Origin of the sequence: Nocardioides sp. 1609 (assembly GCF_004522105.1) — a bacterium.
In the GTDB taxonomy this organism is placed as follows: domain Bacteria; phylum Actinomycetota; class Actinomycetes; order Propionibacteriales; family Nocardioidaceae; genus Nocardioides.
The window spans coordinates 915,475-930,484 of the sequence record NZ_SPUJ01000001.1; the positions used below are offsets into that span (position 1 = coordinate 915,475).

The window sequence follows — 15,010 nt, forward strand, 5'->3', positions numbered from 1 at the left end:
GCCCGCCCACGGCGCGTACGGGTCAGCAACGTGCTGACCTCCGCGCGCGAGAACCACTAACAACTGTTGCAGCCGCTGAGTCCGTCTCTCATCTGTAGTCTCGTCGACCAGTTAGAACAGTGACGGCACGCCGATCAGGAGACCTACAGTCAGCAGGGGCGCAACGACGATCATGCTGAGTCCCCACACCATCAATCCGTTCAGCAACTTCGGTCGAGACCCCTCCGGCGCGCCTGCCACCGCCAATGCACCTGTTGCCGAGAATGGACTTGCGTCGACGATGACCGACGAGAGCGCTATCGCCGCCGTCAAACCCAAGACAGGCAACCCGGCATCCGTCATCAGGGGAATCGAGAGCGGTACAGTAGCACCGATCGTTGCTGGGCTGGACGCAAAAGCTGAGATCAGTGCCGCAGCTACACAAAGCAAAAGAGCCGCCAAAATGGGCTCGTCGAAGTTAGCGAGCGCGTCTCCCACACGGCCGATAGTGCCAGCCCGCTGCAGGACCCCGATGTAGGTAACCAGTCCACAAATCATCAGGATGATGTCCCAACTGATGTCGCTGGTTGCTCCGTCACGCGGGAACAGCAGATGGAGAATCAGCGCTACGCCAAGCGCAAGCAGACCCAAATCAGCGTCCAGGATGACCGCACCGGCCAACACCAGCCCAATCCCCACCAACGTGGCAAGGACTGCACGGTCAAAGGGTGCCGCATGGTCCTGCTCTGCGGCCGACTCGTCGATCTCGGCGCCACCGTCAGAAACGGACCCGTCGAGGCCGGACGCTCCAACATGGACCGCGCCTGCGTGCACCGGGATAGCCTGCGACCCAGCACGGGCGCGCACCAGTTCGGCCACCATTGTCACAACCAGAGCCAGCAGTGCGAACACAGTCACGCACACCACATAGAAGACGACGGGCTGGACCTCGAGATCCGCATTCCTCACCGACTCGAGGGACGTAATGCTGATCAAGCTGATCGGTGAAAAGGTTCCAGCACAAGCTCCCAAAATGACGACTAAGGCACTCACGAAAATGGGTTGCCCGTACTGCAGTCCAAGTCGGATGCCGACTGTGCCCAGCATGGCTACAGCCGCAGGCGCCGGAACGCCGATCGACGACATGGCTGCACTCGCCACGAACAGCCCCGCTGGGAGGAGAGCAGCACGACCGTAGATCAATTGCGTGGCGCGAGAAACGATCCAGTTCATCGTCCCGTTTGCGGCGGCAACCGAGAATAGATACGTGACGCCCAGGAACAGAACGAAGAGCGTGATGGGAAACCCCGCCAGCAGCTCTTCGGGCGTCTCCCCCAAAAGTAGCCCGCCCACGACGTAACTAGCGATTAGACCGAGGGCTCCTAAGTTCAGCCTGGTGACACTCCCAAGCAAGAACACGAGACCTAGCACCACGCCGCCAACCACGTCAGTCCACACGTCTGTCCGCCTCCTCTGCGCCGGCGTCCAAGCCACCGCTATTAGTACGTATAAGGACAGTCTAGGTGTGGCGTACGTCTCACGTCTAGCGCTCGCGAATCTGCGAAGCACTTCGAGGGGACTGCCTAGGACGCATCACCGTCCTCCCAACCACTCCCAAGCGGCAAAGCGTCCCTCCACACAACCGTGATTCAGTCGGCCCCTGTCGCTCTGCCTGCGAACGCCAACCCCGCCCATGCAGGCCATCTGCACGAATCCGTGTAACTGCGCAACCAGCGATCTAGGCGGCTAGCGACAGATCCTCGAAGGGCGCAACCGAATGGACCTCGGTCAGAGACACCCACGCGGGCTATAACGCTCCGCCGGGCAGGAGGGTCATAGCAACCGACCTCGACGAGTCAAGGGACCACGTCTCACACCTCATCTGAGCCAGATCATCCGTATAGGGACGATTTAGTTCGTACCCTCTGTTGGCTACACGCAGCCGGCTTGCACCGCCAACCGGCCTCCATGTTGCAGAACTCGCGAACTCGTCCCACGAACACGTCGCGGCCAGCCCCGGAGCGCCCAGGCCTGGCGAACGGACAATCATCGCCACGTCACCGCAGGTGGAACAACCAAGTCACTCGTCACGCCGGCCTTGTTGGAAGGTCTCCCAGCTGAACGTCATGGGCTCAGTTCAACTGATGCGGCGCTTTCGCGCGTAGTGGTTGCGGGCCTTGGTCCGGTTTCCGCAGGTAGTCATCGAACACCATTTGCGAGCCCCCGACTTCGAGACGTCGTAGAAGTGCAGCGTGCACGCAGTGCTGGCGCACTTACGGATCCGCTCTGGCTTCTGCGCTAGGAGTTGAAGGAACTCTTCCGCCACCCGCCACCCCGCAGCCCACCCGGGCGTGTCGGTCTCAACGACGCTTACCGGGCCGTCGGCGCCAAGCACCCGTCGTATGCGGCCGTGACTGAGAGCCTCGTTGAGGAGGTCTCGCGCTGGAGCCGGGCCGTAGCCACCAGCCTGCACGATCGCGAGCAACGCCGCTCGCGTGGTGAGGAGCCGTGCGAGCGTTTCGTCGGTCTCTGGCACTTCGCCCAAAAGTCCGACAGAGGTCAGCCAGATGCCCAAACCGTCCGGTCGGTCGAGCAGATCGTGGGCACTGTCGTCCTCGTTCCACCGAGTGTTCAGCAGGTCCAGCGGCAGTGGTTCACCGACCAGCGGCCGGGGATCGACAGAACTCATGGGGGCAGTGTAACCAGTCATGCGTGTTTCACTGGTTGACTCTTGACGGACTAACCACTAAATTTCAAATCACTGGTTACTCCCGGTCACCGCCCATCGAAAGGCAACACGAATGAGCACCAAGTTCGCCACCGGCCACGTCGGCATCAACGTCACCGACCTAGACCGATCCGTTCCCTTCTACTCCCGCATCTTCGGCTTCGAGACCCTCGCCGAGGGCACCGCCAAAGACCGCCGCTGGACGTTCCTCGGCCAGGGCAGCGACCTCGTCCTGACCCTGTGGCAGCAGAGCAACGCCACGTTCTCCGCGACCACCGCCGGCCTACACCACTTGTCCTTCCAGGTGGACTCACTCGCGGACGTCACCGCAGCCGAGTCAGCACTCAAGGAACTTGGCGCGGAGTTCGCGCACGAAGGCGTCGTCGCCCACTCCGAAGGTGCATCCTCTGGCGGCATCTTCTTCAACGACCCCGACGGCATACGGCTCGAAATCTTCACGGCCAGCGGTGCCGAGGACACGCCAGCACCAGACGGTCAGACCCCGACCTGCGGGTTCTTCTAAGCCGAGCAGCAAGCACGCCGATTTCACGTCTCTGGGCGCCCCGCCATGAACAGCGGGCACCCAGGCCGATAGGAGCTGCAATGAAAAGGCCCTACCACCACGGAGAGCTCATCGCTCAGCGCAAGGCCGGCGTGCTCGAACAGGCAGCGCACGTCGCCGCGGTCATCAAAGACGAGGTCCCGCCGGCTGCGATCACCTTCCTAGCTGCCCAACCAATGCTGGTGATCGGCGCAGCCGACACCAACGGCGACCTCTGGGCCACGATGCTGACCGGCAACCGCGGCTTCATCACAGTCACCGGCCCGTCGACACTGCAGGTATCAGCGACACCGGCGGTGGGCGATCCCCTTCACGTCGCCCTCGGGTGCCCGCAGCTCGTCGGCCTCATTGCTATCGAGCCGGGCACGCGCCGGCGGGTCCGGATGAACGGGACGGCGTACCCGGCGCCCGGCGGCCTGCGGGTCGAGCTCGCCCAGGTCTACGCCAACTGCCCCAAGTACATCCAGAAACGGGTGCCGACACCGGCCCACACGACAGCCTCCCCAAGTGCAGCACTAGTCAGCTCCGGCCTGACCACAGCTGACCTCGAGACGATCCAGAAAACCGACACATTCTTCGTCGCCACCGCAGACCTCGACGGTCACGCAGATGCCTCCCACCGCGGCGGCAACCCCGGCTTCCTCCGCGCCAAAGGCACCCACCACCTGCAGTGGCCCGACTACGCCGGCAACTCCATGTTCAACACCCTCGGCAACCTCGAGACCAATCCGCACGCAGGCCTGCTCCTACCCGACTGGGCATCCGGCACACTGCTGCACCTCACCGGCACCGCCCGCGTCGACTGGGACACAGCCCACGCCGCGCCCGTCCCCGGCGCCCAACGCCTCGTGAACTTCACCGTCGAGAGATCGGTCCGCATCGAAGGCGCCTCCCCGCTGCGGTGGACCGACCCTGAGTATTCGCGCTTCAACCCATCACCTCTTTAGCGAACGCCAAATATGGGACCAAATGCCGATGCCAGCGGGTCTTTGCGAGACGGCTGACGCGTAATTCGACGCGAAACATCGACGTTACGGCTCGCACGGTTCGTTCCGTCCGTGCTCCACGCCTCAATAAGGACGAGCGCTCCCCGGCAGACCCCGTCCGAGCTCATGCCGCCGCCAACACCGACACTGAAGAACTAATCACGAAGATGCCAAGCGCAGCCACTATCTTCTCTCGCACCTGGTCGCAGCCTGCGGGCTCGCCGGTCGCGAGAAGCTCACAAACTCCTCCACTCCGGCCACAATGACTATCGACACTGACCCAAGAGAGGATCACCCGACTCGCGGTCCCGATGAGCCAACGCCCGATGCGATCCGCACGCTCGACGCCTTCGATGACACAGCTGCCGACCTATACAAGAAAAGTTTTGATGCCTGCGAAGATGGCTGCGGTGGACCATCGATTGCGCAACGCATTGCCGCCCCTACCCAGGTTTGCTGGCTTGGACTCTTCGAGAGACCCTCGAACCTGGCAAAGGTGGATGCGGACGAAGTCGATCACCACATGGAGTGCGACATCGAAGCTTGTCCCGTCTGCAACGACTACGACCTGGCTTCAGTGGAAGCCTTGAGCACCCGGCACGCAGCGAGAGGAACCCCGTCAGAGGCCAGCTCGCGGACGGGCGGGTACATCATCTTCCCGTTCCCGGCAGGTTCGCCTGGGACAGATAAGCGGCTGCGCGGCCTAGGACCTCGTTCTCCTGCTCGAGCGACTCGGTCCACTTGTGGGCCTCACGCAGCGCCTCGGACTCGGTACCGGAGCTGAGTGAGCCTGAAGACCGGGTCGAAAATTTCGGGTCGGTCGCGAGCCAGCGCTTCAGGCACGACGGCGAGATACCGACAGCTTTCGCGACCGGGGCCATCGAGGCATCGGAGTCCTTATAGATCCGGATCGCGTCCTCGCGGAACTCCCCATTGGGAACGCCTTCGGCATGGTGCATATCCTTCCAGCGCCGACACATCGACGCAGATCAGATGTCGCCTATCCGTGCAGCTGCGCCAAACGCCGACGCCCCAACCATCACTAACAATACCGATGGTCATACTCCGGCAGAGGACCCGGCACGAGACCTCTCTACACCCAGCGCCACCACGCCAATTAGCCTGGAACGACTAGTACGCGACCAGAACAGGTCCCAGCAGGCGATGCTGAACACCCCATCAGACTGCTCACAAGGACCACCCGCAAAGCGCCTCGCAGCTGGTAACCACAGGCAGCGCACTGCCCGAATGTGACGGATACCAAGGACTCAGCCGACTGAGACTACTTTCAAGTCGAGACTTGACGTTACCTGCCGCCCGTGATGGCGCGGCACCAAGTCTTGGAACTCGTGTTCGGACTTGACCTGGGGGGACGGCCGACCGCGAGTTCCGAACGCCCAGTGTCAGCCTGTCCACGCCAAGCGGCCGGCACATCGGGCCAACAAACAACCAAGTTTCTCAGCAGCACCCCGAAGGCCGCCAACTATCGTTGGCACCGTCCCAGTCGAGTGCACTCACCTCGCGCAGTCCTGGGCCTGGCTGAACAGTACGAGTGTAGCGACCTAGCCGCTGCCGCCGGAGGCAAGCAAGTACGAAACCACGTCAGCGACCGGGACGACCATCTCTCCGTACGCGTCGTAGGCCAGGCCTAGGTAGGCCTGGGCCGGATCCGTGTCGGGCGCGCCGACCGTCACGCCCTTCGACGTAGTCATCTGGCCGCACAAAGTGATGGGACGACACGGCCCGCATCGACGGATAGGTCGCAGTGCCACCTGCCTTTAGCAAGTAATCAGTGGATCCGCTAGGGGTAACGTCAACAGCCGCGGTGTCACCTGCTGCCAGGAGATCCTCAAGCGTGATACCGAGCTTCACGTTCCCGTAGCCGACCCGCTCGGTCCCGCCGTAACCTGCCAAGAACTCCGGCGGTTTGACTCTGCTGGTCGGGCCGGTTTGACCTGGGCTAGCCGGCCGCTCCCCCGACTCTGGCGCGCTGCTGGCCGCGGGCGGGCCGGGCGCGGTCATGGTCTGCCCCGAACTCGTGGCGCGGCCGGAAGTTCTCGTGACGGACGGCGATGCCTGCCCTTGCTCCCCGGCGAGGGCACTAAGTGCAGTGGCGGCTGCGCCAACTGCGGCGGCAACGACAACAACTGCAGCAACGATCAGCGGGACACAGCGTCGCCGACCGGTGCCGTGTGCGATGTCCGCCGGGACGATCGCAATTCCGACGTCGCTGTGCTGGGCCACAGCAGCAGCAATCGGCATCTCATGACTGCCCCCCTCAGCGCCGTGTGCTGCAAGCATTGAGCTAGATCTCAGCTAAGGTCCGTGGACCTCGGCCGCCCGACACGCCCTCACCGTCAGCGGCCAAGACGTGCGCCAGTTCGACGGCCCTCGGCCAATCGGCTGGTGTCGCAACAAGCGCACACGCAACGAGCGGGACGAGCATTGGATCGAGCTCGGCCGGCATAGAGGAGGACCCGGTCCAACCCCGCAAGGTCGCGAGACAGTCCTCGATGCTGTCGCCGCCAAACGGCGAAGACCCGGCTGCGGCGTACCAGCACAAGCAACCCCACGAGAAGACGTCGACGGCTGGGGTCGGCGTCGAGAACGGACGAGCCGCTCCGGAGACATCCACCCCGGCGAGCCCGGCGCAAGCAATCCGGTCCGAGTCAAGTTCGAAGCGACCCAAAGAAGGCGACGCCGAAGTCGATGAGGCGCGGCCCAGCGCTGGTCGAGATGACGTTCGACGGCTTGAGGTCGCGATGAATCGGCCCATGACGACGCAGGTCGGTCCATCCGGCCGCCAGCGCTGCCCCCAACGCCCGCTGCTGGTGCCGGTCCAGCGACCCGCACGTCCGGATGAGTTGCTCAAGGGTGGCCCCTTCGATGTACTCCATCGCGACCCACTGCCGCACAGCCGACACGTCCGATGCGAGCACCTCCGGAACGAATGGCGTCTCAACCGCTGAGGCCGCCGGCACTTCACGGCGAACCCGCCTACCGGCGTCCGGATCGTCTGCGAAGTCCAGCTGGATCATCATGACCACCGCTGCCTTGCCGACAGACCGAGCAAAGAACGCCACACCCATCCCGCCGACACCAAGCCGGCCAAGGATCTCGCATCTCCTAAGCGACGTAGGGTCACCGGCCTTCAAGGGGATAAGCCAGTCAGGGTCGACCACAGCTCCCGCTCCCCGCAACATCGGCAACCAACGCCCAACGGTAGAGCGCGAACGCCGACGAGGACCCCGGAACGCCGACCTCGCCCTCACCTAGCCCCGCGGGGCTCACTTCGCTCGCCGCCCATGAAGCAGACCCAGAGTGTCACCCCTACGTCGATGGATCGCCACGACCTTCGAACGCAGGAGCTCGGCGGCACCCAACGCCCAGGAGGCGAGTAGACGCTGACAGCACGCGTGGTGCTCTGACGGCGCCATCGGACGACGCTCGTACGCCATCCCACGCGTCGAACCGGCTTGACCGAGTTGAAACGCAGCGGTGGGCATGCCGGCGGCGGAGACCTCGGCCCGAGCATCCAGTTCTACTGCTCAGGGCACCGTCAGGATGGGACATGGACAGTCACGGTCAACTGCTGCGCGCCACGCCATCTCACTTTCCACCTCGTAGGTGACGTTTCCGGCGGGGATTTGCATTTGTGGTCGAGCTCGCGCGGACGTCTCGAACTTCACCATCGGCCACGATTGCCCGACGCATCCCGCGAGAGGTGATGAGGAAGGAACCAACGCCTGCGAGTGCCAAAGAGGTTGCCAGCGTCCCACCTACGCCGGCCAGAATTTCGCCGCCGTCTACAGTCTTCCGTCTTTCTGCGAGTAGCAGCCACAAGGAACGACCCCGAACACTAATCGGGCGATCCAGCCGCGCGTGTTGTAGCTCAACCGCTCATTTTCGTTAGCACACGACGGCGACGGAGTTGAGCCATTCGTGTGCCTGACATTTCCCGACCCAACTCCGCCGCGATATCCGTGTGGGTCGCCGCGCTTCGGTGACCTGACTTTGCGCAGCCCTCTGGATGTTTGGGAGCAGCAGGTTTCTACTTGCCCGGCTGAACATCGAACGGGGCGGGGAGGCGCTTCAATCATCGGTTTGCGCAGGCGCAGGGTCGACACTGGCACGCGCGCACGGAAATCGGGGTGCATAAGGATGACGCCGCTGAACTCGCCCTACTTACCAGTTGAGACGAGGCCCCGCATGAGGTCGATGTGGGTGGGGTCGGGGTGCGGGCCGTAGCGGCGCCAGAAGGCGTAGGCGACTAGGTCGGCTGCTTGCACAAGCCGGCTGGGCGGCTGTCCGTGAAGAGTGGCACTTGGATGAGGCTGTCCAGTCGAGCGCCGGACCGTTGCCACTGTGCGGCCATGCTCTGGATTTCGCGTTCGTATCACGAGGCATTCTCCAGCACCACAGCGAGGGCTTGGCCGACGCCAATGCAGACCGCGGCCACGCCCCAACGCTCGCCACTCTCGGCCAGACGGTGAGCCAAGGTCCCGAGGATCCGCGTGCCGCTGGCGCCGAGCGGATGACCGACGGCAATCGCGCCGCCCTTCGCATTGACAATCTCAGGATCGACCTTCCACGCGTCCATGCAGGCGAGCGACTGGACGGCGAACGCCTCGTTGAGCTCGACCGCGCCGACGTCGGCCCACACAATCCCCGCCCGGGCCAACGCCTTGTTGGCAGCTTCGACGGGCGCGTAACCGAAGTCCTGCGGGTCAAGGGCATGGGCGCCGCGACCAGCGACTCTCGCTAAAGGATCTACGCCTACCTCGGCGCCCTCCACAGCGAGCAGCACCGCAGAAGCACCGTCATTGAGCGGGGACGCGTTGGCCGCAGTGATTGTCCCGTCCCTACGGAACGACGGCGTGAGCCCGGCGAGCTTCTCAACCGTCGAGCCCGGACGGATCCCCTCGTCGCGGGCCAGTTCGACGCCAGGCACCGGCACAACTAAGTCGTCGTAGAACCCCGCCTCCCAAGCAGCGTCGGCCAGATTGTGCGAGCGAGCCGCAAACTCATCCTGGCGCTCACGCGAGATGGAAAACCGGTCAGCAAGCACCTCGTTGGCCTCTCCCAGCGAGACCGTCCACTCCGCCGGCATCCGCGCATTGACCAGGCGCCAGCCGAGGGTCGTCGACACTGCGGCGACATCGCCGGCCGGGAACGGGCGCGACGGCTTAGGCAGCACCCACGGTGCACGGGTCATCGACTCGACGCCCCCCGCAACCGCAACCTTCGCATCACCCGACTCGATCGTGCGCGAGGCCATCATCGCGGCGTCAAGCGAAGACCCGCAGAGCCGGTTGACCGTGGTCGCCGACACCGATGTCGGCAACCCGGCAAGTAGGACCGCCATTCGTCCAACGTTGCGGTTGTCCTCGCCCGCACCGTTGGCATTTCCCCACACCACGTCACCGATTCGCGCAGGGTCAAGCGCAGGCACCTTCGCCAGCAATTCGGAGAGCGCGACAGCGGCAAGGTCATCGGCACGGACGCCGCTCAGGGCGCCTCCGAAGCGGCCGAAGGGCGTACGGGCGGCGGCGTACAACATGGCATCCAGCACGTCCCGAACCTAGACACGGACACCGATCTCGTCCAACACTAGTTTGTGAACAATTAATCGCCTGGGCCGATAAGATCAACCCGTGGAGATCCGCGTCCTGCGTCACGTGCTCGTTCTCGCCGAGGAGCAGCACTTCGGTCGCGCGGCAGCCCGGGCACACCTCGCACAGTCAGCCCTCTCGGAGCAGCTGAAACGGCTCGAAACCGAGCTTGGCGTCCGCCTGTTCGACCGCTCGACCCGACGAGTAACCATCACCGAGGCCGGCGAGCGCTTCGTACGGCACGCCCGCTCCATCGTGGCTTCGGCCGACCACGCCACGACCGACATGCGCGCCGTCGCTGACGGGCGCACAGGCGCTGTCTCAGTCGGCTTCGTCGGGACCGCGACATACGACGTGCTGCCGCGCGTCGCCCACTACGTGCGCACCGACATGCCAGGAATCGACCTGACGCTGCGCGGCGAGCTCCTCAATCCGACCCTGTTGGAGCGGCTCTCGACGAACGAGCTCCATCTAGCACTGATCCGCCCCACCTGCACTCCGCCCGCCGGACTCCTCGTCGAACACCTGCGCAGCGAGCGACTGGTAGCCGTCCTGCCGGACACCCACCCCCTCGCCGATCGAAGGCAGATCCGCCTGGAACTCCTCGCCGACGAAGACTTCGTCATCCATCCCTCAAGCGAGCAATCCTCAATTCACCAGGTCGTCCTGTCGGCCTGCGCCCGCGCCGGCTTCATCCCACGCTCGACTCTCGAAGTCCGCGAGACCGCAACCCTTGCGGTCTTCGTCGCAGCAGGCCTCGGCGTCGCGCTTGTCCCCGCACCGGCCCGTAGCCTGCAGCTCGACGGCGTCGCGTACGTGGACCTAGCAACAAGGGTTCCTATCGATCTCGCCCTAGCCCGACGGAACTCAGACCACTCGCCCGCCACCGCATTCGTTGCCAGAGCGATCAGGCGATGCGTCGCGGTCGCAGAGAGCTAGATCGGACCGGAGCGACCAACCGGCCCGGCACACCATCGGCGCCAGATCTGAGTTTGCCATGAAGACGACCTAGCAACGCCCCGGGCTTTGGGCGGTCCATCCTGGCCCAGACGGCTCGCCAGATGGTGCCGCCAATCTCGGTGCTTGCCATTGACCCGGACCAGGCCAGGGAAATCCGGCGGGTTTCAGTCTGTAGCGACGGTCAGACCTTCGCTCGCGCGTACGCCCACCAAGCACTGCCCGCACGCTGCTGACAACTCACATCGGAACGGTAGGTCCCACAGTTTCTCCCATGACGTGGCCGATGCGCCACACACTGCCCGGGTAGTGCCCATCTCCTTGGCGTGCACAGGTCCGGCCAGTCCCTCCCCACCGCGCAGTATTGGGGACTGACTGACGAACGGGCCGGTGACGAAAAACCGGGAGCGCGCCGCCGGGGACGCCGGGGTCTCAGCCGACCCCAGGTACGGGAAGGGACGCCCCGCGGACCCTCCGCCGCGTGAACCGGTCCTTGACCTATTAGTTTCTATAACAAGACCCCATCCACCTTGACCTCGATACACGTTGGCGCCCCAGGCGGTCAACGGCCCGGCTCACACCGCTTCGGGGCGTGGTTGCCCGTCCCCCGCATCTCGGTCCTCGGCCGGCCGGGAACCCTCATCGGCCGACGTGGAGGGCTCGGTCCACGAGATCAGTCCATCCAGAGCTTCGATGGTCGTGCCATGGGCTCGCAGGGGGTTGACTTCGAGCGATTCGAGGGCGTCACCCAGGGACTGCCCCAATTCGGCTACCTTCAGAATGGTCCGCGCCAGGGCTTTGCGGTCCACCGGCGCAAGACCATGCCCGCCATCCAGGATCGAACTTCCCCGGAGCTTGTTTAGGGCGTCCTCGACACTCTGCTCCGTGGTGGGGAGAACGACGAGCGAGACGTCCTGCAACACTTCGGTCCAGACGCCACCCAGACCAATTGCAAGCACGAGCCCCCAGGTCTCGTCACGCTTCAGTCCCACGATGAGATCGATCCCTGCGTCCCGTTGGGGAGTGATGAGCGCCCCCTCGATGCGGGCGTCCGCGACGTGGGCAAGCGGGCGGCTGCGCACCTGATCGAACGCCGCAATCGCTGCGTCTTCGTCGGCGATGCCAAGCACCACGCCACCTACCCGGCTCTTGTGCGCGATGTCCGGAGAGGACACCTTCGCAACCAACGGGAATCCGAACTGTCGAGCAGTCTCGAGGACTTCATCCCTGGTGACGCACACCCGCCAGGGCATCACCGGAACGCCCGCGCTCTCTAAGAGATCGAGACTGCGTGCCTCGGTCCAGACGAGACCCCGGCCTCGGTCGGGAACTTCGCGTGCTTCGGGCTTTCTGCTCGGGTCGTTGAGGGCCCGTGCTCCCCCGCGCGCGAGGAAGCGCTCACGGGTCTCGCGCCACCAGCAGGACTTCTCGATGGCAAACACACCGTGTGCGGCGCCGCCGATCTCGTAGCCCTTACCGGACTGCTCCACGATGTCGCGGTACGCGGCCGGCGGATCGGAGTAGACAAGTGAGGCAGGAAGTAGCGGCTTCGTGGACCGACGTACGACCGCCCCGTACGGTTCACTGGCCGCGACTGCGGCTGCCAGATCCGGTACGCCGTCCGGGCCGGGGAGGAAGTCGTTAAACACCACGATGTCGAGATTCGGATCCTTGGTCAACACCTCGAGTGCTTTCGGGATGATCGTCACGTCGGTCTGCGCGACTCCCGTGACATCCAACGGATTCTTGGGTGTGCTGATGGCCGGCAGGATCTCGGTCAGCCTGGTCACCGTCTCCGGCTGAAGCTTGGGCATGTTCAGCCCCGCCTCGATCGCGAGGTCTGCGAACATCTCGCAAACTCCGCCCGACACGCTGAGGTAAGCCAGGCGACGACCCGGCATGACGCCATGGTTGGCGAGCAGGGCGAGCGTCGCCAGGTACTCCTCGAGCGAGCGCACTGAGATCACTCCGAGCTCCTCCAGTGCGGCTTCTTTGACCTTCTGGTCACCTACGATGGCGCCGGTGTGGGACACCGCCATGTCGACGGTCACCTCGGTCCGACCGGCCGTGAGGGCGACAATCGGCTTCCCGGCCTCCAGCGCTCGTGAGGCGGCGCGACGGAACGCCTCGGGGTCGCGCGTGGTCTCCATGTAGATGCCGATGACCTGGGTGGCGGGGTCCTCCACGAAGTAGTCGATCATGTGGTCGAGGGAGATGACGGCTTCGTTGGCGACGCCAGCCAGCGTGCTGAACCCCACACCGCGCGGGGTGAGGCCCGAGACCGTTGCCGCCAGCAGGACACCGCTTTGTGCGGCCAGACCGACAGAGCCCTGAGGCACGCCCCCGCCAGGGGAGCCGTAGGCGACCACGTGGTCCGTCGCGTTGATGAACCCGATGGTGTTCGGTCCCAGGAGCGCCACCTCGTGCTTGTGAGCCACCTCGATGAGCCGCCTCTGACGAGCCGCACCCTCGACCGTTTCCCCAAAACCGCCCGAGAGCACGACGACGTTGCGTGTACCCCGCTTAGCGGCCTGCTCGACAGCGTCAACCACCCGGTCGCCGCCATAGAGGACGTACAGCATGTCGATCGGCCCATCGACCGCATCGAGGGAGGGGACGGTGCGCTCCCCATGCACGACCGGGCTGTTGGGATTGACGTAATGCACCGTGCCGGCGAACGAGTTGCGGCGAAGGCCCTCGTGCACCTGTCGTGACATGTCGTTCCGGTCGCTTGCGCCGAGCAGGGCGATCGACCTCGGGTTGAAAAACTCGCGCAGACGGGCAGGCGAGACGAATGGGGCTGAAACCACGGGTGGATCTCCTGGTCGTGTGCAGACGAAATGGTGTCGAGATAGTGCAGCCCGGCCGGTGCCCGGCTGCACCTCCTCAAGCGTGCTAGAGGTTGCAGTCGCCGAGCGGCGGTTCGATGTCGCCCGCTTCGATCACCTCGACGGGGTTCAGCACCCACGAGCCGTCGATCTCCTCGGGCTTGCTGACGAGTCCCTTAGTCAGGAGCTGGTGGTCATCGGCGCGCATCGACACCTCGCCCGCCGGTGTCTCGAAGGTCCCGCTGGCTAGTGCTTCGCTCACGGCCTTAACGTCGTCGGTCCCGGCGTCAGCGACTGCCTGTGCGATGATCGAGACGGACTGGTAAGCGGAGTAAACGGGGGCACTGCCGCCCAGAGACGCCTCTGAACCCGTGTGCGCGGCCTTGTACGCCTCCACGTATTCCTTGGCCTCAGGTGTGTCGAGCCGGTCGTTGAACAGACCCGCGATTTCCACCGCCTGAGGCATCTGCGGAGCGTAGGTCGGGAGGTCCTCAGGTAGCAGAGTGGCCCAGAAGCCATCACCGATTACCGACTCGTACTTGTCGAATACCTCGAACTGAAGACCTTGCTTGATGAATGTTGACGCGTCCGATCCGGCGAGGCCGACGATAATGCCCGTGGCGTCGTCGTCGCGCAGCTGTGAGATGTAGCTGCCGTAGTCGGCCGACCCCAGGGGGACGAAGACCGACTCGGTGATCTCGCTGCCGGACTCAGCAAGGCTGTCCTGCAGGCCAGCCTCGAGGTCGCGGCCGAATCCGTAATCGGAGCCGATGAACGCCCACTTCTTGACCTCGGTCCCCTTGGCGACCGTGGCCGCTAGCCGCGCGAAGGCGGCAGCGTTGCTGGTCACACGGAAGTAGCCGGCCTGGCAGCCCTTGCCTGTCAGATCGTTGCCTTGGGCTGTGAAGTCGACGTAGACACCACCCAATCGCGTCACGACCGGGCCGAGGGCGAGGCCCTGGTCGGTGGTGTTGGATCCGGTGATGATCTTGATGCCCTCTTGCTGGATGAGCCGGGTCGCGGCAGTCACCGCGCCCTGAGCAGTTCCGTCCTGCTCGATGGGCACGAGTTCAATCTCGCGACCGTACTTCTCGGAGGCTTGGTCAGCGGCGAACTTGAGGCCGATGTTGGCCTGTTCGGACGACGTGACGAGCGCGCCAGCCGTGTTGACCAGGACGCCGATCTTGAGGGGCCCCGACGCCCCCCCGGATCCGTCCTCGTCCGGGGACGAACAGGCGGCCAGCAGAACGGCCGCTGCGCCGAGCGCGACCATCTTTTTCACGTTGTACATCATGATGAAGCCTTCCAGGGTGATTGCGTCGACGGACGAGCGGGAGCGCGACCGTGTGGTGTGTGGT

General features: G+C 64.6%; 10 protein-coding genes. 3 read left to right on the top strand and 7 right to left on the bottom strand.

The window, feature by feature from the left end:
• Positions 1-111: 111 nt before the first annotated feature.
• Together E4623_RS04105 and E4623_RS23105 are read right to left on the bottom strand one after the other, a co-directional pair.
• The gene (locus tag E4623_RS04105; protein WP_167736471.1) at positions 112-1,437 is read right to left on the bottom strand and encodes an SLC13 family permease; all 1,326 of its coding nucleotides are present in this window, start codon (positions 1,435-1,437) and stop codon (positions 112-114) included.
• Positions 1,438-2,116: 679 nt separating this feature from the next.
• Positions 2,117-2,668, bottom strand: a complete 552-nt coding sequence (locus tag E4623_RS23105) for a CGNR zinc finger domain-containing protein (protein ID WP_245154841.1) — start codon at positions 2,666-2,668, stop codon at positions 2,117-2,119.
• A 112-nt stretch (positions 2,669-2,780) separates the two neighbouring features.
• Here E4623_RS23105 and E4623_RS04115 point away from each other — a divergent pair, with 112 nt between their 5' ends.
• Both E4623_RS04115 and E4623_RS04120 read left to right on the top strand, forming a co-directional pair.
• Positions 2,781-3,230 (top strand): VOC family protein, encoded by a 450-nt coding sequence (locus E4623_RS04115; protein WP_134765196.1) that lies wholly within the window; start codon positions 2,781-2,783, stop codon positions 3,228-3,230.
• Between the two features lie 80 nt (positions 3,231-3,310).
• Positions 3,311-4,216, top strand: coding sequence for a pyridoxamine 5'-phosphate oxidase family protein (locus E4623_RS04120; protein WP_134765197.1), 906 nt, complete (start codon positions 3,311-3,313; stop codon positions 4,214-4,216).
• Positions 4,217-4,905: 689 nt separating this feature from the next.
• Here E4623_RS04120 and E4623_RS04125 read toward each other — a convergent pair.
• The 3 genes from E4623_RS04125 to E4623_RS04135 form a co-directional block, all read right to left on the bottom strand.
• Positions 4,906-5,235 carry a transposase gene (locus E4623_RS04125; protein ID WP_134765198.1) on the bottom strand — a complete coding sequence of 110 codons (330 nt, stop codon included), beginning with the start codon at positions 5,233-5,235 and terminating at the stop codon, positions 4,906-4,908.
• A gap of 1,689 nt (positions 5,236-6,924) precedes the next feature.
• Positions 6,925-7,437, bottom strand: coding sequence for a protein kinase (locus E4623_RS04130; RefSeq protein ID WP_167736472.1), 513 nt, complete (start codon positions 7,435-7,437; stop codon positions 6,925-6,927).
• 1,214 nt (positions 7,438-8,651) lie between these two features.
• Positions 8,652-9,827: a thiolase family protein gene (locus E4623_RS04135; protein WP_134765200.1), complete on the bottom strand. Its 1,176-nt coding sequence runs from the start codon at positions 9,825-9,827 to the stop codon at positions 8,652-8,654.
• Between the two features lie 82 nt (positions 9,828-9,909).
• Between E4623_RS04135 and E4623_RS04140 the strand changes: the two genes are divergently transcribed.
• Positions 9,910-10,806: a LysR family transcriptional regulator gene (locus E4623_RS04140; RefSeq protein WP_134765201.1), complete on the top strand. Its 897-nt coding sequence runs from the start codon at positions 9,910-9,912 to the stop codon at positions 10,804-10,806.
• Between the two features lie 593 nt (positions 10,807-11,399).
• Here E4623_RS04140 and E4623_RS04145 read toward each other — a convergent pair.
• Together E4623_RS04145 and E4623_RS04150 are read right to left on the bottom strand one after the other, a co-directional pair.
• On the bottom strand, positions 11,400-13,634 hold the full coding sequence (locus E4623_RS04145; protein WP_134765202.1) for an acetate--CoA ligase family protein: 2,235 nt from the start codon (positions 13,632-13,634) through the stop codon (positions 11,400-11,402).
• 85 nt (positions 13,635-13,719) lie between these two features.
• Positions 13,720-14,946 carry an ABC transporter substrate-binding protein gene (locus E4623_RS04150; RefSeq protein WP_134765203.1) on the bottom strand — a complete coding sequence of 409 codons (1,227 nt, stop codon included), beginning with the start codon at positions 14,944-14,946 and terminating at the stop codon, positions 13,720-13,722.
• Between the last annotated feature and the right edge of the window lie 64 nt (positions 14,947-15,010).

Coding starts and splice junctions, on each gene's coding strand:
- E4623_RS23105 (WP_245154841.1), bottom strand. CDS start 2,668: ATGAGTTCTGTCGATCCCCGGCCGCTGGTCGGTGAACCACTGCCGCTG.
- E4623_RS04115 (WP_134765196.1), top strand. CDS start 2,781: ATGAGCACCAAGTTCGCCACCGGCCACGTCGGCATCAACGTCACCGAC.
- E4623_RS04120 (WP_134765197.1), top strand. CDS start 3,311: ATGAAAAGGCCCTACCACCACGGAGAGCTCATCGCTCAGCGCAAGGCC.
- E4623_RS04125 (WP_134765198.1), bottom strand. CDS start 5,235: ATGTGTCGGCGCTGGAAGGATATGCACCATGCCGAAGGCGTTCCCAAT.
- E4623_RS04150 (WP_134765203.1), bottom strand. CDS start 14,946: ATGATGTACAACGTGAAAAAGATGGTCGCGCTCGGCGCAGCGGCCGTT.